General features: G+C 43.5%; 19 protein-coding genes. 9 read left to right on the top strand and 10 right to left on the bottom strand.

Annotated elements, in window-relative coordinates; all coding sequences use genetic code 11:
- The first annotated feature begins 46 nt into the window (after window positions 1-46).
- The 5 genes from H6F41_RS06960 to H6F41_RS06940 are packed head-to-tail and all read left to right on the top strand — an operon-like array spanning window position 47 to window position 4506.
- Window positions 47-3580, top strand: coding sequence for a HEAT repeat domain-containing protein (locus H6F41_RS06960; protein ID WP_190402745.1), 3534 nt, complete (start codon window positions 47-49; stop codon window positions 3578-3580).
- A 49-nt stretch (window positions 3581-3629) separates the two neighbouring features.
- Window positions 3630-3791, top strand: a complete 162-nt coding sequence (locus tag H6F41_RS06955) for a DUF2281 domain-containing protein (RefSeq protein ID WP_190402789.1) — start codon at window positions 3630-3632, stop codon at window positions 3789-3791.
- The gene (locus H6F41_RS06950; protein ID WP_055075735.1) at window positions 3788-4018 is read left to right on the top strand and encodes a DUF2281 domain-containing protein; all 231 of its coding nucleotides are present in this window, start codon (window positions 3788-3790) and stop codon (window positions 4016-4018) included. The genes H6F41_RS06955 and H6F41_RS06950 overlap by 4 nt, the downstream gene beginning before the upstream one ends.
- Window positions 4012-4359 carry a type II toxin-antitoxin system PemK/MazF family toxin gene (locus H6F41_RS06945; RefSeq protein WP_190402744.1) on the top strand — a complete coding sequence of 116 codons (348 nt, stop codon included), beginning with the start codon at window positions 4012-4014 and terminating at the stop codon, window positions 4357-4359. The genes H6F41_RS06950 and H6F41_RS06945 overlap by 7 nt, the downstream gene beginning before the upstream one ends.
- Before the next feature lie 6 nt (window positions 4360-4365).
- The gene (locus H6F41_RS06940; RefSeq protein WP_242022953.1) at window positions 4366-4506 is read left to right on the top strand and encodes an element excision factor XisI family protein; all 141 of its coding nucleotides are present in this window, start codon (window positions 4366-4368) and stop codon (window positions 4504-4506) included.
- Window positions 4507-4929: 423 nt separating this feature from the next.
- Here the strand turns inward: H6F41_RS06940 and H6F41_RS06935 are convergent, their stop codons facing one another.
- From H6F41_RS06935 to H6F41_RS06900, 8 genes are all read right to left on the bottom strand, one after another.
- Entirely contained in the window at window positions 4930-6546 is a 1617-nt protein-coding gene (locus H6F41_RS06935) for a B12-binding domain-containing radical SAM protein (protein ID WP_190402743.1), read from the bottom strand.
- 92 nt (window positions 6547-6638) lie between these two features.
- Complete coding sequence (locus H6F41_RS06930) at window positions 6639-8225, bottom strand: B12-binding domain-containing radical SAM protein (RefSeq protein ID WP_190402742.1); 1587 nt, start codon at window positions 8223-8225, stop codon at window positions 6639-6641.
- Window positions 8226-8292: 67 nt separating this feature from the next.
- Window positions 8293-8754, bottom strand: coding sequence for a YlqD family protein (locus tag H6F41_RS06925; RefSeq protein ID WP_190402741.1), 462 nt, complete (start codon window positions 8752-8754; stop codon window positions 8293-8295).
- A gap of 58 nt (window positions 8755-8812) precedes the next feature.
- Window positions 8813-10696, bottom strand: a complete 1884-nt coding sequence (locus H6F41_RS06920) for an AMP-dependent synthetase/ligase (RefSeq protein ID WP_190402740.1) — start codon at window positions 10694-10696, stop codon at window positions 8813-8815.
- Window positions 10697-10747: 51 nt separating this feature from the next.
- Window positions 10748-10972, bottom strand: a complete 225-nt coding sequence (locus tag H6F41_RS06915; protein ID WP_190402739.1) for an Hfq-related RNA-binding protein — start codon at window positions 10970-10972, stop codon at window positions 10748-10750.
- 135 nt (window positions 10973-11107) lie between these two features.
- On the bottom strand, window positions 11108-11632 hold the full coding sequence (locus H6F41_RS06910; RefSeq protein ID WP_190402738.1) for an outer membrane beta-barrel protein: 525 nt from the start codon (window positions 11630-11632) through the stop codon (window positions 11108-11110).
- Window positions 11633-12063: 431 nt separating this feature from the next.
- The gene (gene sfsA / locus H6F41_RS06905; protein WP_199288691.1) at window positions 12064-12795 is read right to left on the bottom strand and encodes a DNA/RNA nuclease SfsA; all 732 of its coding nucleotides are present in this window, start codon (window positions 12793-12795) and stop codon (window positions 12064-12066) included.
- A gap of 117 nt (window positions 12796-12912) precedes the next feature.
- Window positions 12913-14019 carry an iron-containing alcohol dehydrogenase family protein gene (locus H6F41_RS06900; protein ID WP_190402737.1) on the bottom strand — a complete coding sequence of 369 codons (1107 nt, stop codon included), beginning with the start codon at window positions 14017-14019 and terminating at the stop codon, window positions 12913-12915.
- Between the two features lie 294 nt (window positions 14020-14313).
- On the opposite strand from H6F41_RS06900, the gene pruA reads away from it, so the two are divergent.
- The 3 genes from pruA (at window position 14314) to H6F41_RS06885 (ending at window position 19563) form a co-directional block, all read left to right on the top strand.
- Complete coding sequence (pruA, locus tag H6F41_RS06895) at window positions 14314-17346, top strand: L-glutamate gamma-semialdehyde dehydrogenase (RefSeq protein WP_190402736.1); 3033 nt, start codon at window positions 14314-14316, stop codon at window positions 17344-17346.
- Window positions 17347-17527: 181 nt separating this feature from the next.
- Window positions 17528-18583, top strand: coding sequence for a HindVP family restriction endonuclease (locus H6F41_RS06890; protein ID WP_190402735.1), 1056 nt, complete (start codon window positions 17528-17530; stop codon window positions 18581-18583).
- Window positions 18583-19563, top strand: a complete 981-nt coding sequence (locus H6F41_RS06885; RefSeq protein WP_190402784.1) for a DNA cytosine methyltransferase — start codon at window positions 18583-18585, stop codon at window positions 19561-19563. The genes H6F41_RS06890 and H6F41_RS06885 overlap by 1 nt, the downstream gene beginning before the upstream one ends.
- 216 nt (window positions 19564-19779) lie before the next feature.
- Here H6F41_RS06885 and H6F41_RS06880 read toward each other — a convergent pair whose 3' ends face one another.
- Together H6F41_RS06880 and H6F41_RS06875 are read right to left on the bottom strand one after the other, a co-directional pair.
- The gene (locus tag H6F41_RS06880; protein ID WP_190402734.1) at window positions 19780-20916 is read right to left on the bottom strand and encodes a citrate synthase; all 1137 of its coding nucleotides are present in this window, start codon (window positions 20914-20916) and stop codon (window positions 19780-19782) included.
- A 147-nt stretch (window positions 20917-21063) separates the two neighbouring features.
- On the bottom strand, window positions 21064-21198 hold the full coding sequence (locus H6F41_RS06875; protein ID WP_190351601.1) for a photosystem II protein Y: 135 nt from the start codon (window positions 21196-21198) through the stop codon (window positions 21064-21066).
- Between the two features lie 231 nt (window positions 21199-21429).
- On the opposite strand from H6F41_RS06875, the gene H6F41_RS06870 reads away from it, so the two are divergent.
- Window positions 21430-22272 (top strand): undecaprenyl-diphosphate phosphatase, encoded by an 843-nt coding sequence (locus tag H6F41_RS06870; protein ID WP_190402733.1) that lies wholly within the window; start codon window positions 21430-21432, stop codon window positions 22270-22272.
- Window positions 22273-22296 lie beyond the last annotated feature (24 nt).

Genomic DNA, 22296 nt, shown 5'->3' with positions numbered 1-22296 from the left:
TTTCGGGAAAGAATTTATAAAATATTTATAAATTCTGAATTTCTCAATGAATGTAGAGATTTGTTTTGATAGTTATTTAAGGTCGATTGTAAACACTCACCAGAGATGGCAGGAGTGTTATACGCCAACGGATGCGACAGGTAAGGATTCATCACAAGTTGAGCTTGATCGCCCTGCTTTCTTTGACTTCGGCTTGATGATACAGACGGTGGAGCCGCCGAAGGCTGAGCAGGAAGGAGAATCAGAGGATCGCGAAAAGAAAGAAAAAATCGAGCGGTTGCCTGTGCTAGAGGGGATTTGTAAGTATGCGGCGGATCATGTGTTGCTGGTGGGTAGACCGGGATCGGGGAAGTCTACGGCTTTGGCGCGATTGTTGTTGCAGGAGGCGGAAAAGGCAAGCGGGGATAAGCAGGCGAAAATCCCTGTACTGGTGGAGTTGCGGTATTTACCCTCGGAAGCGAATGAGTCGTCTGTAAGCGATCGCATTCTTGCATTTATGCACAAACACGATCCTGCCTTGGATATTGATGAGGCGGGGATTAAGCAGCTATTGCGTCAGGGGCGGTTGTTGCTGTTGGTGGATGGGGTGAATGAGTTGCCATCGGATCGCGGTCGCGTCATGGTAAATCAATTTCGGGAGCTTTATCAAAAAACTTGCCCGATGATCTTTACAACGCGGGAGTTGAGTGCGGGTAGGGATTTTGGGATTGCGAAGCGGCTAGAGATGCAGCCTTTGACGGAGCCGCAGATGCAGCAGTTTGTGATGGCATATTTGCCAACGCAGGGGGAGAAGTTGTTGCGGCAGTTGTCGGGACGGTTGCGGGAGTTTGGGCAAACGCCTTTGTTGTTATGGATGCTTTGTTCGTTGTTTCAGCAGTCGGAGCAGATTCCACCGAATTTAGGTATGGTGTTTCGGGCGTTTACGGTGGGCTATGGTGACAGAATTAAGCAGGATGTGACGCTATCGAAGGATTCGCGGGCATGGTGGGGGCGGTTGTTGCAGTATCTAGCCTTTAAGATGACCTGTGGCGAAAATCTGACGGAATTACAGGTGGCAATTTCGCGGCGGGAGGCGGAGCAGTTTTTGGTGGAGTTTTTGCGGGGAAAGGTGGAGTTTGCGGATGATTGTGCGGTGCGGTGGCTGGAGGATTTGCTGAAGCATCATTTGATTCAGATTAGTAATGACCGCATTGAGTTTCAGCATCAGTTGATTCAGGAATACTATGCGGCGGAGTGGTTGTTGGGGCTGTTGCCGAGTTTGAGTGATGCGCGGTTACAGCAGGGCTATCTCAATTATTTGAAATGGACGGAACCTTTGGCGTTGATGTTGGAGTTGATGGAGGGTGCGGAGCAGGCGGTGCGGGTGGTGAGGCTGGCGCTGGAGGTGGATTTGCGGTTGGGGGCGAGGTTGGCTGGGGCGGTGAAGGATGGGTTTCAGGAGAAGACTGTCGGGTTGTTGTTGAGGGAAATAGATGAAAAGAAGATTCCTAAGTTATATGCGATAAGTCTTTTAGGGGAAACAAGGTCTGATTATGCGAGCGAGTTATTAAAAGTATCACTCAAGATTGAAAATCATGAATTATGTAGAAAATCAGCAAATGCTTTAGAAAATATTCGTGGTGCAAAAGCAGATAAAATCCTCTTTCAATCTCTCAATAGTAAAGACGTTTATGTGCGTTGGAAATCAGCACAAATATTGGGAAGTAATAGCAATAATAAGGCTATTGAAGAACTTCTTGAACGTCTCCAACATCAAAGTCCTAGTGTCTGTAAAATAGCCGCAGAGGCACTAGGAAATATTGGTAGTGATAAAGCTATTAAGCCTCTCATTCAAGCAATGAAACATCAAAATGATGATGTATGTGTAAAAGCAGCAGAGGCTTTGGGGAAAATAGGTAGTGATCAGGCTGTTGAACCTCTCATTCAAGCTCTAAAACATCGTAATGAAGATGTATGTGAACAAGCAGCAGAGGCTTTGGGGAAAATAGGTAGTGATCAGGCTGTTGAACCTCTCATTCAAGCTCTAAAACATCGTAATGAAGATGTATGTGAACAAGCAGCAGAGGCTTTGGGGAAAATAGGTAGTGATCAAGCTGTTGAACCTCTTATTCAAGCTCTAAAACATAAAGATCGGTATGTTCGTAGATATGCGGCAGAAGCACTAGGGAAAATCGGCAATGACGAAGCTATTGAATCTCTTATTCAGGTACTAAAACATGAAAATTCAGGTTCTACTGAGTATTATGAAGCAGTAGATGCACTGGGTAAAATTGGTAGTGACAGAGCCATTAGTTTAATAATTCAGGCTCTCAAAGATAAGGATATTTATACACTCAACCCAAATGTACGGGCATCATTATCAGAGGCTTTAGGAAACATTGGTAGCGATAAAGCTATCGAACCTCTTATTCAAGTTCTTAAAGACAAGTGTTCTATTGGACGCTGGCAAGCAGCAAAGGCATTAGGTAACATTGGTAGTGATCAAGCTATCGTATCTCTTACTCAAGCTCTTGAAGATGAAGATTCCTGTGTGCGAATATATTCAGCAGAAGCTATAGAAAAAATTAGTGGTGGTAAGAGCGCTGAATATTTGGTTGAGCATCTAATTCGGCTATCCAGAGACAAAGATAGTTACCTACGAGGTAAAGCAGTAGAAGTATTAGGTAAAATTGGTAGCGATAAAGCTATCGCAGTACTCATTCAAACTCTCAAAGATGAAGACTCATATGTACGAGGTAAAGCAATAGAAGCATTGGGAGAAATTGGTAGCGATAATGTTGTTGAACCGCTTATTAAATCTCTCAAAGATAAAGACTATTATGTGCGTAAGATTTCGGCAAATACTTTAGGGAAAATTGAAAGCGAAAAGTCTATCGAACCACTCACTCAATCTCTAAAAGATTCAACACCTACTGTTCGTGAGAATGCAGCAAAGTCATTGTGTCAAATTGCTCAAACTGATCGCAACTTACTCGCGCTCACCCAACAATTCCCCCATCTCCTCACCCTCATCAGCCAAGAAGCCCTCTCAGTCATCACCACCATCCAAGCCCGATGCAAATACTACAACTACGACATAGCCCAAACACCTTTGCAGAAGGTAGAGAATCATGCTAATCCTGTAGAGAAGATATTACAAGAAATCCATCAAACACTTAAAACCATGTCAGAAACTGGAAAATACAACATCAAAGCAGAAGTTGTCCAAATAGTTGAAAAGAACTATGGTCAAGTCATTGGCAAAAATTCTGGCCAAGCCATTGGCAAAAACTATGCCAACGATCCAGCATTGCTACAGACAATAAACGAAATCACCCAAGTCCTCGCCAACCTGCAAAAAGCTCATCCCACCGCAACCGAAGCCGAAGCCAAAGACATTATCGAAGCAGAATTTAAAGAAATTCAAAATAACCAACCTAATAGATGGACAACCTTCCGACAGCAACTCCTCAACCCTGAGCGCTGGCTAAATGGCGGTAAAGCCACAATTAGCGAAATCGTCAAACATTATGCCGAAAATAGCGTATTTCTCAAAGCTGGAGTTGCCTTTCTTGATGGATTTAGCGCCGATGAGAATTAAAAAAGTAAAGAAACCACACCCCAAATGTATAGGCATGGGCGACAGTGGCATGACCAACCTATCCGAACGAGTTGACGAGCTACTTTATGCCCAGCATCAAGCCCTATCGCCCATTAAAAAACATCGAGTAGGTATATTAAAAGGTACATTCGTTTTGCCATTACCCGATGACTTTGATGAAACATTAGCCGACTTTGAGGAATATTTATGACAGTACAAGACCTAGCGATCGCCAAAATCCAACATCTTCCCAACGAACTCGCTCAGGAAGTAAGTGACTTTATTGACTTTCTCATGCTCAAACAAGACAACCAACGCTGGCAGCAATGGACACAATTTAGCGAATCCTTAACCATCAGCGAATCCGACTTTAGCGACTACCTCAAAAATCTAGAAGACTACGAAGAAAAACTAGTGCGCGGAGAAATCCAATGGTAACAGTCACCAGAGGCGATATCGTTCTATGTGACCTCAATCCCGTAATTGGTACAGAACAGTCAGGCATTCGACCTGCCGTTATTGTCCAAAGCGATCGCGCCAACAGAGTCAGCCCCCATACAATCATCGCCCCATTCACAACCAAAATTCGCCGCGCACTTTTGCCCTCTCACGTATTTGTCCCCAAAGACATCGGTGGTCTTTCTCAAGACTCAGTAATCCTCTGTGAACAGATTCGAGTGATTGATAAAACTAGAATTCGCAAAGCGATCGGGCAATTAGAAGAACCGTATATCCAACAACTAGCCCAAGCCTTAAAAACTATTCTTGATTTGCAGTAACCGCAAATGGATAAACTAGAAAATTACTGTCTATACATTCAAAAGCTTCTGGAAAAGCATAGTCATTTTAAAACTCAAGACGATGTAGAGAATGAGTTGATTTTTGACACCGTGCGCGATCGTTCTCAACTGATGCGTATTAGCTAGAAAGTCGTGAAGCTGATCTATCATACTGTTCTGCATTAGCACTGGACTGTTAAAGGGTGGTAAGACACTCAGATCATTTCTGAGTAAGCTTTTCACAGCTATTGCTGCTCAATTATCATAAATTATTACTGGATAAGCTTTGTAGCTATTTATCACTTCTTTCGTGACCAATGCCAAAATTAAGATCGCGAGCGTATAGCGTAGATTTTTGCTCGATAGTCTGAGTCATCGGTTTAGGCAATGCTACACAGCATTTACCAAGTATATCCCAAAGAAACAAGGGGCTTAAGCCCCTTGTCTGAATGTAATTACTCAATCCCATCTAGAAGCGCAAAGCCTTGACGCTGAGTGTTTTTGGTACAGGAATGTGTGACTATAAGCCACCCGTGAGCGCGAAGTCTATACTATTTGCGATCGCAAACCCTACTTCACTTCTTGCAAATCCTGTTGCTTCTCGGCTGTCTCTACCTTGGGCTGAAGCACAGGAGGATTAGCTAGATAATCAGCAAGCTGAGATTCTATTTGTTCACGCACAATGGAACGATATTCGAGGAAATGCTCGCCTTGAGCGCAAACGGATAAGTAGCTGGTGACGACATTCGGATAACGCTTCATCAAGTCGAAGAGATTAATCCAGAATTGGAAACGGGTCTTACGAACAACACCTTGTCGCCAGCAGAGAATTAGCAATGCTTTAATTGCCGTCCAATCAGTTCTCTTCTTAGCATCAGTCTTCTCTCGCTTGATGCGCTTATACTGTGATTCTCCAAGAATCAAGAAATGGCGATAGGTGCGATTGAGAAATACTAATGGATCATAAAGAGTCCAAAAAGCATGAACATACTCCGTCGCGATATCCTCTAACGGACGAGTAGGCATGAAGTTCATCAAAGTAGTTTGATGCCCATTGCTATTCTGGGTAATCATTCTTCCTTCTTTATTCAGGCGATGCCACAAACCTGTATCGGGTAAGGCTTGCAACATGCTAAATAGCGCTGTGGGTACAGCAGTTTGTTCAACGAACTGGACAATGCGATCGCCTGCACCTTTTTTCTCACCATCAAAGCCGATGATGAAACCTGCCATCACCCGAATCCCTGCTCTGGCGATATTAATCACCGATTCTGAGAGAGGATCACGATTGTTTTGGAACTTCTTGGTAAGCGCAAGACTATCGGTGTCGGGGGTCTCGATGCCGAGAAACACAGAACCAAAGTTACATTCCACCATCATCTGCATCATTTCAGGATCTTGGGCAAGATCAACTGATGCTTCGGTGGCAAAGGAGAAAGGATAATTGCGCTCCTTCATCCAAGGCTTTAGCTCTTGCAGCATCACCTTCACATTACGTTTGTTGCCAATGAAGTTGTCATCGACCATGAAAATACTGCGTCTCCAACCAAGGTCGTAAAGACATTGCAATTCGGCAAGAATTTGAGCAGGGGTCTTGGTGCGGGGCTTGCGTCCGTAAAGTACGATAATGTCGCAAAATTCACACTGAAACGGGCAACCACGGGAGAACTGCACCGACATTTCCGCATAACGGTTCATTTCCAATAGATCAAAGCGCGGGATAGGCGTATCAGTAACCGCAGGTTTTTCACCATTGGCACGAAGAATACCTGAACGATCGCCTCTTTCAATGGCTTCGACAAACATTGGTAAAGTAATTTCCCCCTCGTCAAGAATCAGGAAATCTGCCCCCGAGACTTTTGCTTCTTCAGGTAAAGCAGTTGGATAAGGGCCACCAACAGCAACTAATTTACCGCGCTTTTTCGCTTCTTGAATTTGAGCTAAGAAATCTTCTTTTTGGACAATCATCGCCGAAAGAATCACCACTTCCGCCCATTCCCATTCGGCTTCGGTAATATCACGGACATTACGATCGACGAGTTTAAATTCCCAAGATTGTGGCAAGATCGCAGCAACAGTAACCATACCAAGGGGAGGAAGCTGTGCTTTGTAACCAACTAATTCGAGTGTTTTCTCAAATGACCAAAAGCTTTTCGGAAATAAAGGATAGACGAGTAAAACACGCATTATTTATGGCTTGGGGTTATTTTTATTTGATTTTGGACTGTGTATATTATAAAGGGTGGCGCAAAGCACCACCCTTTAGATTATCTTTAGACCTAGCTAGCCAGATCGAGTTCCCTTTCGGGAGTTGGCTGTAACTGCTTTAGTCTCTCTTCTTCTGCCCAATAGGCAGCGAGCTGCCCCTCAATTTCGCGGCGAACAATGTCGCGGTACTCCATGAAATGTTCATTGTGAGCGCAGACGATTAGGTAATGCTCCCACACGGCAGGATTCAGCTTGATCATGCTAAATAGGTGATGCCAGAATTTCCAACGAGTGTTGCGCTTGATCCCTTGTCGCCAAACGATAATTGCCAAGGCTTTGAGATCGGTAAGGGTGGGGAGTTTGGCTTCTGCCTTAACTCTTGGTGCACCCAGCTTTAGGAAGTAGCTATAGACACGATCTAGATAGGCATGGGGTTCATACAAAGCGCAGAAGGCTTCGACATATTCGCGAGCAATTTCTTCGACGGGGCGGGTTGGCTCGAAGTTCATCAGGGTGGTTTGGTTCAAGTTGCCATTCTGCGATCGCAAACGTCCTTCTTTTTCAAGACGATGCCAAAGGGCAGTGTGGGGCAAAGCTTGCAACATCGCGAAGGTAGTGGTGGGGATGCCTGTGAGTTCGGCAAATCGGACAATGCGCTCACCTGCCCCTTTTTTCTCCCCATCAAAACCAATGATAAAGCCTGCCATGACCCGAATACCTGTCTTGGTAATTGCTTCCACGGCATCTAGCAAGGATGACCTTGTATTTTGAAACTTCTTAGTCATCTGCAAACTATCTTCATCAGGGGTTTCGATTCCCAGAAATACGGCATCGAAATAGCACTCCACCATCAGATCCATGAGCTCTTGATCGGCGGCCAAGTCAATTGATGCTTCCGTATTAAATCGGAAAGGATAGCCATGTTCTTTTTGCCATTCCTTCAGTTCTAGTAAGAGCAAACGCACATTACGCTTATTGCCGATGAAGTTATCGTCAACCATAAATACACCGCGCCGCCAGCCGAGACTATACAAGTAATCTAGTTCGGCAAGTAACTGGGCAGGAGTTTTAGTACGGGGTTTGCGTCCGTACAGAACGATGATGTCGCAAAATTCGCACTGGAAGGGGCAACCACGGGAGAACTGCACCGACATCGAGTCGTATGCGTCAAATTCTAAGAGGTCAAAGCGCGGCACGGGTGTAGCGGTAACATCGGGCTTTTCACTAGTGCGGAAAATGCCACTGGTTTCACCTTTTGCGATCGCATCGACAAACATCGGCAAAGTAATTTCGCCTTCATCCAAAATCAGGTAATCAACGCCTGCCGCTTGAGGTTCTTCGGGCATTGAAGTGGGGTAGGGGCCACCACAGGCAACTTTTTTACCCCGTTGTTTCGCTTCTTTAATCAGCGACAACAAGTCATCCTTCTGGACGATCATTGCTGACAGAATCACCATATCCGCCCATTGCCACTCAGCTTCAGTAATTGAGCGCACATTGCGATCGACCAATTTAAAATTCCATTCTTGGGGCAAGATTGCGGCAACGGTAATCAAGCCTAGAGGTGGCAGTAACACTTTACGATTTACTAGCTCTAGGATTTTTTCGTAAGACCAAAATGTTTTTGGAAAAAGTGGGTAAACCAGTAGAACGTTCATACCTATTTTGGGGATAAGTGGGCGGATAGGATTAATCGCATTCCCCAATGGGGAATGCGATTAATCTTTAGACAGCAGGAAAACCAGTGCGAATATCTTCAACGATGCCATCACGCAAAACGATTTCCACACGCATTTGGGCAATCAAGTTGTCGCCCTTAGCCGCAGGGAAATAACTATCAAGTTGCCCTTGGGAAACTTCTTGCTCCAGTTCGAGATTTTGGACTTGAGTCAACTGAGTTAGCAATTGATTCTTTTGTTCCAATAATTCAGCTTTGACACGATTCATTTCCGAGCGAATACCTTCGATGGCATTGGAAACTTCGACTGAAAATGGTTTGATGCTTTGACGTTCAATTTCATTGATTTGGCGAGATCCTTGGGCATCTACCTGTTGGACTTGACCATCAATTTGAGCGATTTGCTGTTGCAGTTGTTGCTGCATTTCCTCTTTCCAGCGTTGCGTCACAATTACTTGAATATTGGCAGTGCGACGTAATAAAAGCTGATTAGAAAAATCGAAACTCACAGGTATCTCCAGTTTAGTAAAGTTTTGCTAATGCCAGAAAGACTAAGCTTTTCTGGCATTATGAAGTAAACATTTTGACAATAATATCTTGATAACGCTCAAATACGATGTTACGTCGGATCTTGAATGTTTGCGTTAAAAACCCATTATCGATGGTAAAGGGTTCGGGCAAGAACTCAAAAACACCGATACGATCATTAATGCTATACCCAGGACGGTTTTGGACTTCACGGTTGAGTTCTTCGCGGTAAAGACTGCGAATTTCAGGTTTATTCAACTCTGGCAAAATATTTGCTAATTCAGAATCGGCGGGAATTAAACCTGCGGCTTCCAGTGCCGAGAGATTAGGCACAATCAAGACTCCCAATTGCTTCTGGTCTTGTCCCACTAGCACCACCTGATCAATATAGGGGCTGCGAATACAGGCATCTTCAATCGGCTGGGGTTCAATATTTTCGCCATTGGTTAAGACGATCGTATCCTTGGCGCGACCTGTAATTACTAAGTCATCCCATTTACTGACATAGCCTAAATCCCCTGTGTCAAACCAACCCTCTGGGTCGATCGCCTTGGCAGTGGCTTCAGGATTTTTGTAATAGCCCTGCATCACCTGTGGTCCACGAATCAGGACTAAGCCATGCTGACCAATTGGCACATCCTTGCGGGTGGATAAATCAACAATCCGAGTTTCCGTTTGCATCAAGGGCTGTCCATCGCCACCACGAATATTGCGATCGGGACGACGCACATGGGTAATCGGTGCAGTTTCGGTCAAGCCATAGCCACCCAAAATTTCGATGCCGACAATTTCATAGAAGTCTTCAAGATGTTCCGCAATCGAGCCGCCACCACTGACAATATATTTAAAATTGCCGCCCGTGGCTTCACGAACTTTTTGGTAAACCAATTTATCCCCTAACTTGTGAAATGCCCATAACCCAATCACTACAGGTAAGGCAAGCAATTTTGACCCTAGGGAAGGATACAGGTTTTCCACATTTAATCCTTGAACCACGCGCTTAGCGACAATATATGTCTGACTAGCATTGAAGAAAAATTTGACTAGTCCTTGTTTATTCGCAGGTTGCTCACGGAAGTTTTTCTGGACACCTTCATAGATCGATTCCCACAGGCGCGGCACAGCAACCATGTAGTGGGGTTTATGCTCTTTGAGATCCTTTTTGATGGTGCGGAGATTGGTGTAAATCTGGGTGCATCCTTGGGAAAAGATGAAATATTCAAAGGTGCGTTCGTAGGAATGCCATGTCGGCAAGATACTTAAAACTTTTTCATTGACCTTGAGCTGCAAAACCTGTTGCGCTGCTTCCACTTCATAGAGGAAATTACCATGGGTCAGCATGACACCCTTGGGTCTAGCCGTAGTTCCCGATGTATAGATCAACGTAGCAAGGGTATCGCGTTGGATTTGCGGATTGCCCAAGTCTTTGCTACTACCCAAAGCTAATAATTGCTGAAAGTTATAGGCTCCTTCGGGCGCGGTTTCATCAGAAAGCAAAATAATTTGCTTGACTGGTAATGTATGTAGTTCAGGTTCGAGCTTTTTGAGGGTGGCGAGATTTTCGACGACCAGTGCCACGCTGTCACTATGCTCAATGATGTATAGCAATTCGCTACGTTCGGCTTGAGAGCTGCGGGTGGCATTGGCGGCTCCGATCGCTAAAATACCCTGATCGGCAATTAACCAACGGGGTGAGTTATCGGCAATGAGGGCAACCTTTTCGCCAAAGTTTACGCCTAGCGATCGCAATCCTGCACCAAAGGCATTGATTTGCTCAAAGGCATCTCTATAAGAAATTCGCACAGATGGCTTACTGTGTGGATCATGGAGGGCGATCGCATCGGGATGATTGTTTGCCCCCTGCTGCCATAGTTGCCAGAGGCTAGTTGCAGATGCGATCGCAAAATTATTTTGGGTTGGCATAATCTGAAATTTTGTATCCTAATGCGACCGATTATCTCCGATTTTTTGCAATTAACCCTTAATAAATGCGATCGCTTGTTGCCAAATAATTACTTTTTCTGAAGCAACATCCATACAAATACTTTGATCATCAATCCATAGGATGCGACCCACTAATTGATCACCAGTAAGTAATTTAACTTGAGCTTCGCTCTTGTCACGGATGATGCTATGAATGCGACGAATACTGGGAAGGGCAGTATTGAGACCGATTTTGGAAGCTGTGGGTGCGCTCATCGTCTTAACCTATAACAGTTTTACGAATATTATCACCTTATCGTCGAAGTCATGGGCAAAGAAAAATAACGCAAAAAGGCGGCACAATGTGCCGCCTTTTTGCAGTTTGATCGCACATGATCACCAATCCTTACCCTAAAAACGTAAGCCTAAACCAGTTTGAAGAGAAGTTGCCGAGGTTCCAGGAGAATTGCGATAGGCATCAAAGGCAAAAATAACGTTGCCAAATAGAACGAGGTTGCTATTTGGCACTGTGTAATCAATTCCAGGCTGAACGACAAAGCTATTTTTATTGCCGACTGGGGTGGTATCAACGGTATTTGATAGGGATACACCCGCACCGATGTAAACATCAGTATCAAAGTTGAGGGGTACGTCAAAGGAAACCGTGGGGACAACGGCGGTGCTGCTGCCAATCAAAATTTGAGTACGAACAGAGACAGGAAATTCTAGAAATTTATAACGACCTGAGATTAAACCTGATGTGCGTGAGGACTCGCCAGCATTGTTGTTGCCACTGGTAAAGCCAAAACCAGCACCAAGTCCGACATAGCTGCCATAGGCTGGCTGTGCTTGAGCTGGTGCAATTGCGATCGCAGATAAACAACCCAATGCGGTCAAGCCAAGCAAAAATTTAGTTGGATTAATTAGATTTTTCACAGATATCACTTCCTTGTGTGAGAAACGAATTACTTGGTTATTTACTTAGTTTTTTGAATCTAGTTTTAGAAGTAACCCCGTCAGGGAGACAGACTATCACAAGTTGGTAAGTTTGGCGAAAAAATTTGTGATCTGCGGTGAGGGCTTTGGTGTAACGGTTTGCCTGTAACCTATAGAAATCGTTACAAAATCACCCAACTGGAGATATCACAGTTCAGGATTAATGTTGTACTGTATAGATGTAATTAGTAGCATATGTTACTAATTAAAAAATTACTTCTCAAAATCTGTTGATCTAAACCATGGCCGAATTAGCAGTCTGTGTAGTTTTGACGTTTGGAGTTCCCTATACATTTTGGCAAATCGTTAAACCCTTCACCGACATGTAGGAACTCATTCTAAAAAAGGAGCGCTAAGCGCTCCTTTTTTTGTTAGTTTTCTAGGCTCGCCAAGCCCAAATAAGTGATTTTGGTTGGCTCGATCGCAAAACGACAGGGCAATACCTTTACGCCTTTTGCGATCGCCGCTTTTAAAAGCCGAGCATATTCAGGATCAGCCTCGGCTCCTGCGGCAAAGCGATCGCAATCACCACGATTAATAAAAAAGATTAGTGCCGCATTGGTATCTTCATCTATAACTGACATCAGCTCACGCAGATGCTTCTGCCCCCTTGTGGTCACAGTGTCAGGAAATAGCGCCAGCTTTCCCTTACACCAAGTCGTATTTTTAACTTCCACATAGGTTTTCTGCCCTGCCTTTTCCCCATTGGTCAACAAAAAATCAATGCGGCTCTTTTCATTGCCATAGGCAACCTCGCCTTTCACCGTTGTATATGGCTCTAGCTCTGGTAATAAATATTGTTCGAGCATATGACCAATCACACGATTGGGGAGACTCGTATTCACGCCAATCCATTGCTCATCTAGATAAATAGCTTCCCAACTGTAGGATAATTTTCGCTTGGGACTAGGGTGATAGGAAACTAAAACAGGGCTACCAATTTGGCATACACCTGTCATGGGGCCAGTATTGGCGCAGTGCGCCGTAATTAATTCGCCATCATCCAGTTCGATATCCGCAAAAAAGCGTTTGTAGCGACTAACGAGACGACCCGTGCGGAGGTCTGAATAGGTATGAACTTGTGGGGAAGGGATTGACGACATCAAAAACTCAGTAAGGCAAATATTGATTAGTGTAGAGGCAATTCATGAATTGCCTCTACACTAAATAAAAATAGGCTTGTGTCTCCCACGTAGTGGGAGACACAAGCTTATTTTTTGTTAATTTGTGACAAGAATTGGGCTAGTTGTTGATACCATTGCCGCGAGAACTTGGCTTGGCGATACGCTAAAGGGCAAACGGTGGATATCAGAATTTGGCTGACAGGCAATTTCGGCAATTTGCTCTAATTCCGCTAGCGTCACCTGACTCAAGCCTAGATCGGCTAAACAAGTTGGTAAGCCAATCTCTTGATAGAACTTGAGTAATTGATGACGTGAGGAAGTTGCCAGTTGATTGCCTTGAAATTCTTCTAAACGAAGCTGCACCAAAATACCATAGGCAACTTTTTCCCCGTGAAGCGTACCGTGGGTTTGGTGTAAATGGGTAAGGGCATTATGAATCGCATGAGCCGCGACAGTACGACAATTTGCGCCCCCGATACCACCGATTGCTCCTGCTAAACAAACTGTTGCATCGACGACTTCGCGCCATGTTTGACTATGGGGATTTGCGATCGCATCGGCGGACTTTTGAAACAAGATATCACGCAGGATTCGCGCCTCTTGGACTGCCGCAATCACCATAGTTTTTTCACTACTGCCACTGCTGACCGAGGACTCATACCATTTTGCGATCGCATCACCAATACCTGAAACAAGGGTGCGTTTGGGAGCTGTGGCGATGATGTCATAGTCCACAACCATCAAATCAGGGCAACGATCGAGGGTTACGTCATAGTCAAACGCACCATCAGCATCATAGACATTACTCAGAGCTGTCCATGCCGCACAGGTTGCGCCAGTGGTGGGGACGGTGACGATTGGCAGTTGGCTTTGGTGGGCGACCAATTTGGCAGTATCTAACACCTTGCCACCACCAATACCGATAATTACGTGGGGTTGAGCTTGAGAAACAATTTGACGCAACATCGCCAGATTGGCATCACTACAATCTGCGATCGCATCGGCATAGATAATTTCTAGCTCAGTATCTTTGAAATGACTTGCCGTAACTTGATTAGCAGTCTTTCCCGCAATTACTAGCGCTTTATGACCATAGCGTAATAGATATTGTGGGAGTTGCGCTAAAATCCCATTTCCCCGTAAAAGTTGGGCTGGTGCGATCGCTAAGATCGGTAATGTTTCCACCAAAGTTGTGTCTGACATTAGGTTAAGGCATAGTAAACATAGTATCTATTCTATCCTTTTGCTTCAAAATCCGACAATGTGGTTCTATATGGTTACCCAGACCCTCATCTAGTAACATCCATCAATTGGCAGCGCATTGTCATGACTTGGTTACAATTTTGAGGATAAATTTAAACTCGGTGAATCAACGAAAAACTATGAAGAGCAACAATCAGCGCTCCTGATTTTCTGTATGTACATAAAAAAGCTTAAAACAAGTAGAGGATAGTTGCTAGTTATACTGTTTGACTGCAGGGATTATGGACAAAAGTCGTGGTTAGCCAAACACAGCAAGCAAATACAAGCTTTGATACTTCTCTAGATATCTCTAAGTATGAAACGAAAACGCAAGAAATCGCGAAGAAGATTTTAAGTGGAACTGAAAAAAATTCTCTGTGGGCAAAACTATCGCAACTTAAAGATGACTTGCGTCTGGACGACAAGCTGATGGCTTGGACAATGGAAAATGAAGGCTTGCGAGTGCAGTTATTTCGGTTAATTGATTGTTTGCCAGCATTACAGAGCAAGGCAGAAATCGCTAGGCATATGCAGGAATATCTGGCTAGCGATGCTGTGGAAGTTCCTGCTTTACGCGCATTATTAAACTTTAGTACCGATAATCCCAACTCCATTACAGCAACAGCAGCAGCGACCACCCTCTCGACGGCAGTGGGAACACTTGCCAAGCGCTATATCTGCGGGGAAAATCTGGCAGAAGCAACTAAATCCATTGAGAAATTGCGCCGTGATCGCTTTGCTTTTACGATGGATTTGCTCGGTGAGGCAGTGATTAGCGAAGTAGAAGCTGAAGGCTATCTCAATCGCTATATTGGTATGATGGAAGACTTGTCAGCCAAAGCGAAGAATTGGGGCTTAATAGACCAGATTGATCGAGCTGATGGTGAAGAACTAAAACGGGTGCAAGTATCGGTTAAGCTCAGTGCTTTTTATTCCCAATTCGATCCCCTCGATCCTGTCAAAACCACGGAAAAAGTTAGTGAACCAGCCAGAATATTACTACGAAAAGCTCAAGCTTTAGGCTGTGGCATCCATTTTGATATGGAGCAGTATGAGTTTAAATCGCTCACATTACAAATTCTCAAACAAGTTTTAAATGAGCCAGAATTTTGCGATCGCACGGATGTGGGAATTACGCTGCAAGGCTATTTGCGCGACAGTGAACAGGATTTGCGTGATTTAGTAGAATGGGCAAAACAACGCGGTAAGCCTGTGACGGTACGCCTAGTCAAAGGAGCCTATTGGGATAGAGAAACAATTCGCTCCTATCAACAGGGTTGGGCTATTCCCGTGTTTTCCGATAAAGTCTCCACTGATGCCAACTACGAGCGCTTGATTCAGATTCTCTTAGAAAGTCATCAATATCTCTATGCGGCGATCGGTAGCCATAATGCGCGTTCTCTGGCTAAAGCAATTGCGATCGTCCAAACCCTGAATATTCCTAACCGAGCATTTGAAGCCCAATGTCTCTATGGCATGGGCGATAAGTTCGCTAAGGCAGTTGCCGATATGGGCTATCGCGTGCGGGTGTACTGCCCCTTTGGCGATTTAATTCCGGGAATGTCTTACCTAATTCGCCGTTTACTAGAAAATACTGCCAATAGTTCTTTCTTACGCATTAGTGGTGAAGGTAGCGACATCATTAAATTGGTTGCTGCGCCTGTGATGACGGAACGGGATGCGAATTACAACGGCGCACCTGCTCAAAATATTTTTGATGGCTTTGTCAATTCTAGCGATCGTGACTATGCAATTACAACAGAACGTGAAGCCGCACAAACTGCATTACAACAAGTTCGCAATCAACTTGGTAAGACCTATTTACCAATCATCAATGGTCAAGCGGTGGAAACCGAAAACTATATTGAATCAGTTAACCCTGCTAATTCTTCACAGGTAGTCGGCAAAATTGGTCTAGCCAGCATCAATCAAGCCGAAACAGCCGTTCAAGTTGCGAAAAATGCGTTCTCGTCATGGAAGAAACTCAGCGCTAAAGAACGGGGCGACATTCTCCGCAAGGCTGCCGACATTATGGAAGAGAAGCGTGAAGAATTAACGGCATGGATTTGTTGGGAAGTGGCTAAACCGATTCGCGAAGGTGATGCGGAAGTCTCGGAAGCGATTGATTTCTGTCGTTATTATGCCAAGGAAATGGAACGCCTTGAGTCAGGTGAACAGCGCCATATTCCGGGAGAAGATAACACGTACATCTATCAACCCCGTGGCGTGGTGGTGGTGATTTCACCTTGGAACTTTCCTTTTGCGATCGCATTAGGTATGAGTGTTGCTGCGATCGCCGCAGGTAACACCGTCATTCTCAAACCTGCCGAACAATCTTCTGTAATCGGTGCGAAAATCGCCGAAGTTCTCCACGCCGCAGGATTGCCCACAGGCGTATTTACCTATCTTCCTGCTAAAGGTTCCACCGTTGGTTCCCATTTAGTCAAACATCCTGACGTGCATCTAATCGCTTTTACAGGCTCCCAACAAGTCGGCTGTCAAATCGTTACTGAAGCCTCAATTTTGCGCCCCAAACAAAAACACATGAAGCGTGTGATTGCGGAAATGGGTGGCAAAAATGGCATCATTATTGATGAAAGTGCCGACCTCGATCAAGCCGTAGTGGGCGTAATGAATTCTGCCTTTGGTTTTGCAGGTCAGAAATGTTCCGCATGTTCAAGAGCGATTGTCCTTGCGACCGTTTATGACAACTTCATGGAAAGATTAGTAGAAGCCACTCGTTCTCTAATTGTCGGTGAAGCCCACCTGCCTGACACAAAACTCAGTGCTGTAATTGATGCGGCGGCGCAAAGTAATATCCAGAACTACATTGCTAAAGGCAAGGAAACTGCAAAATTAGCCTATGAAGGAGAAGTTCCCAGTCATGGCTTCTATGTCAGTCCAACTATTTTTGGCGATGTCGATCCTGACAGTACAATCGCTCAAGAGGAAATCTTTGGTCCCGTATTAGCAGTCATCAAGGCAACTAGTTTTGATGAAGCCCTTGCGATCGCCAATGGTACAAACTACGCACTCACAGGCGGCTTATATTCGCGCACTCCTTCTCATATCGAACGCGCCTATCGCGAGTTTGAAGTGGGCAATCTCTACATCAATCGTGGCATCACTGGCGCATTGGTAGATCGCCATCCCTTCGGAGGTTTCAAGCTAAGCGGTATCGGTTCCAAAGCTGGTGGACGCGATTATCTATTGCAGTTCCTAGAGCCAAGGTCAATTACTGAAAACACTCAGCGTCAAGGCTTTGCGCCTCTTGATGGAATTGAGTAATTAGGTTCAGACAAGGGGCTTAAGCCCCTTGTTCTTTGGGATATACTTGATAAATGCTGTATCGCATCGCCTAAACCTATGACCCAGACTATTGAGCAAAAATCCACGCTGTATGATCGCGATCTTAATTTGTGGTTAGAAGATGCGATTTTTTTACTTTTGTCAGCACAAGGATAGATTAATGACAACACAAGCAAGCCTATTTGGCTTAAACAATTCCAATCGAGATTTTTCTAAAGCCGATTCTTGGGGTAAAAATCAATTTAATTCAAGTTTTCCAGCAGCTTTATCTTGTTATCTTGACAATCAAGGAATTGCAGCTAATTACATATCTATGGCTAATCAAGAGTTTGTCATAAGTTTAATTGATATTGCTGTCGTATTTGGTATTAAACCTAGCAAAAACAATACCTATTTTGCTTTTGAAGCACAACATACGCCATTTCAAAAATATGTAATTGGTAGCTTACCTAGAACTGATCTGGTAATTCAAGATAGTTTGACAGGGCAATGCTTACGAGGATTAGAAGTTAAGTTAACCGCCATACCTGATAATACTACTTGCAATCTGAGTGATGACAAATTTGGTTGCGAGCTTGTTGTTAGACCTGACACAATCGTATATCTAGCAGCCAGTATATTTAGTGCAAATACCGAGATAGTCAAACATCATATAGAAAGTAGTGATGTTGTGATTGATAATTGGTCTGATGCTAGAGAAGTAATTACCAGTATTCAAAAAATTGTTGGCTGTATATCTGATATCAGTATTGCTATTGAAAAAAGTCAATCACCATTTCTTTTACATCCAATTTGGAAGACAGTTGGCAAATCGCCGAAGCTTGCAGAGAATTGTCTAGATGTTTTTGTATGGAGTGATGCAGCGTTTGCTTGGTTTATATCACAAATATCAAAAAATGATAATACTGTAACTCACATAACTCGTCAAACAAGAACAAGTATTTGGCTGTATAAAATGCTTTTAGATATCTGTATTCACAGCAGATGTGACTACAAAGACATCATTGACAAGCTTTCTTATAATACTAGAAATGATAAAGCTTTTGCTTCCGCAGGTAATGTAACTAATCCCTATATGTCATGTGAAAATTTGACATCTCCGAGGATTAAAAAAGACGAAATCAAAAATATTATTTTAGGAGGAGGACAAAATCTACTTAGTCCAGAGCGTAGATTTGACGCGATTATTTTTAATTCACCAGAGCTATTCTCATGATTACAGCCGTTGATTTATTTAGTGGCTGTGGTGGATTATCTCTTGGCTTTCAGAAAGCGGGAATTGAGATTTTGGCAGCTATTGATAATTGGAATATCGCTTTAGATATCTATAGAAAAAACTTTGATCATCCTGCTATTCAACAGGATTTATCTGAAGAAATTACGTCAATTAAAATAATTGAAAAATATGCTCCTCAAATGATTATTGGTGGTTCACCATGTCAAGATTTTTCGAGTGCTGGTAAACGCAATCTAAATGGTGATCGTGCCAATCTAACTTATAACTTCGCAAACATTGTCTGCGCGATTAAACCACAATGGTTTGTGATGGAAAATGTGCAAAGAATTACAAAGAGTCCTATTCTTTCCGAAATATCGAAGCAGTTTATGAAATGTGGCTATGGTTTATCTAGTGTTGTTTTAGATGCTTCACTTTGTCATGTACCACAGGCAAGATCGCGTTTCTTCTTAATTGGTGAGTTTGGTGGAGATCAAAATGCTTTAGTAGATTTATTTAAAATTAATTTAGCAAATAAACCTATGACAATTAGGGATTATCTTGGAGATAGATTAAATCTACAATATTATTATCGACATCCTAGAAGCTATGCTCGAAGAGGGGTTTTCTCGATTGATGAGCCAAGTCCAACGATAAGAGGTGTGAATCGTCCTATGCCGCCAAATTATCAACTGCATAGTGGCGATCCACAGGATATTGATATTTCAACTATCAGACCTCTAACGACAATCGAACGAAGTTATATTCAAACTTTTCCCGAATCATTTAAGTTTTTTGGCACTAAAACAAATCTAGAGCAAATAATCGGTAATGCTGTTCCTGTGAATTTAGCTTTTTTCGTTGCTTCTACTATTTTAAAACACAAAAGATTTTCTAATTCTTTCTTGGAAACGAAAACTTTGTGTAAGGCAACCAAAGCAAAGGATAAAAGAATGATAGATTTAGTTGATGTTATTTAAATTCTTCCTCGCCTAAACTCATGACACAGAATGTCGATCAAAAAACGATGCTGTACGATCGCGATCGCAATTTGTGGTTAGAAGAAGCGATTTTTTACTTTAGCTTATTCAAAAAACTATGATTAAAACTCAAATTTTAGAAGAAATCAAACAAATGCCGAATAGCGATCGCTTGGGGCTAATAAAAAAGCGGCGCAATGCACCGCTTTTGATGATTTAGCGTTGATCGATGGGTTTATAGGTTACATCATGTAAGCCTGTATAAACCTGCGTGGGGCGGAAGAGACGGTTGTCAGAAAGCTGTTCCTTCCAGTGGGCAAGCCACCCCGGTACTCTTGCGATCGCAAAAATAGTTGTAAACAAATTACTAGGAATGCCCAGTTTTTTGTAAACCAATCCCGAATAGAAGTCCACGTTAGGGTGAATCCCTTTCGCACCAAGCTTTTCAAAGACTTGTTTTTCTAGTTCTAGTGCAATGTCATAGTAAGGATCATGTCCGAACTCATCAAACATTTTATGCACTAAATCCTGTAAAACGATGGCGCGAGGATCTTTAACTTTATAAATGCGATGTCCAAAGCCCATTAATTTCTCTTTACGGGCAATTTTGCGCTCAAGGTAAGCGGTGACATTATCAATCGAGCCAATTTCTTCGAGCATCATCATCACTTGCTCATTTGCGCCACCATGCAGGGGGCCAGCTAAAGTGCCGATCGCCGAAGTAATCACTGCATAGGGATCAGTCAATGTCGAAGCAGTCACCAAGGCGGCAAAGGTGGAAGCATTAACGGTATGCTCTGCATGAAGGGTGAGGCACACATCAAATACATGCGCTGCGAGCGGATCAGGGACTTGCTCATTGAGCATGTAGAGAAAATTAGAGGCATAGTCTAGATCATCGCGGGGCATGACAGGATCATTACCTTGGCGCATCATATGAAAAGCCGCTACCATTGTCGGTACTTTTGCCAATAGCCTTACAGTTGCCTGATAGATAAAGTCCACATCATGGAAATTGGCTAAGGGATAAAACATCCCCAAGGCAGCGACACTAGTTTGCAGTGCATCCATCGGATGGGCATTATCGGGAAAGGACTTGATCATGTCCCGAATCCGATATTTAATTCTTCTTCTATGGGTAATATCGCTTTCAAATCTTTCTAGCTCGGCGGCTTTTGGCAATTCACCGAAGATTAATAAATAACTGGTTTCGAGGAAATTACTGTGAACACAAAGCTCCTCAATGCGGATGCCCCGATATTCCAGCAAACCTGCTTGACCATCAACATAACTTATATTGGACTGGGTTGCAGGAACCCCCTCTAAACCGGGTTTATATTCTCCGATCGCCATGTTTTAGCTACCTTACAAGATTAAATTTTGTTTATTTCTTAGCTTATTTTATCGCTATGTTTGCTTATGGATGTGCATCGGTAACAATCCACAGAGCAAAAGAGGACGCAAAGCGTCCTCTTTTGCTCTTGAGGCTTTACCCACAAGTTATTGAAAAGGGTTGTTACCTTGTTTGCCAAACAGAGATGCTTCTCCCTTAATTACGGCTTTACCAAGGTTAAAAGCTGCCCATAAAACCACTAAAGCAATTGGGCCTAAAACCACTAATACTCTTAAATCCATATACTTATACCTATTAAATAGAAACTGTTAGAAATTGCGTTTGTGTTCCATTATGCCAGCAAAGCCAGTAATTTCAACCCCAAAAACTAGAGCCAAGGCTTGCGAATTTCTAGGATTTCAGGGTTTTGCTTAGAGTATAAAACCAGAAGATGAGTGGCGGCGAGTAGCGCCGCTACTCGCATCTTGGGTTCAGTTGGTGATATATGTCTTTTATTCGCTCTCGAATTTTTTATGGAATACTGGCAAGCTTTTGTTTTAGGAATCGTGCAGGGACTAACTGAGTTTTTGCCGATCAGCAGTACCGCACACTTGAAAGTAATTCCCGCAATTTTGGGGTGGAAGGAAGCGGGACTATCCTTTGATGCCGTAATTCAACTGGGAAGTATTGCGGCGGTAGTTGGCTACTTCTGGAAGGATCTTAGTCATATTACATTGGGCAGCATCAAGGCAGTACGATCGCAAAATTACAAATCCCACGATTTCAAATTAGCTGTAGCAATTGCCCTTGGCACTGTGCCGATTTTATTTGGTGGCTTACTAATTAAAATTTTTGTCCCCGATTATGACAAGTCGGCATTACGGAGTTTAACTGCGATCGCAATTGCCTCCATCATCATGTCGAGTTTACTTGCCCTCGCGGAAATAATTGGACAGCGCAGTACCAAGGAAAAGCGTCAATTTCAGAGGTTAAGGGTAATTGACGGCATTTTAATGGGCTTAGCGCAAACCATGGCACTGATTCCGGGGGTATCGCGCTCTGGCTCGACCTTAACCGCAGGTCTGTTTTTAGGCATGGATCGGGTTGCGGCAACCAGATTTTCTTTTCTATTGGGTATTCCTGCAATTACGATCGGGGGTATTGTTGAGCTAATTAGTTTAATTAAGAAAGGATTTGGCGATGTGGGGATGCTCCAATTGGGGATTGGACTACTGTCATCGGTAATTTTTTCCTATCTGGCGATTGCATGGTTACTGAAATTTTTTCAAACCCATACCACATGGGTATTTGTCATCTATCGCTTAATATTTGGGGCGTTGTTACTGACAAGTGTGGGCTTGGGCTGGCTCAAGTAACCTAGTTTTGATATGAGAGGCGGC

Source organism: Pseudanabaena mucicola FACHB-723, assembly GCF_014696385.1.
Classification (GTDB): Bacteria; Cyanobacteriota; Cyanobacteriia; order Pseudanabaenales; family Pseudanabaenaceae; genus Pseudanabaena.
The sequence above is the reverse complement of the archived record's forward strand: the minus strand, read 5'-3'. Positions and strand labels throughout refer to the sequence as shown.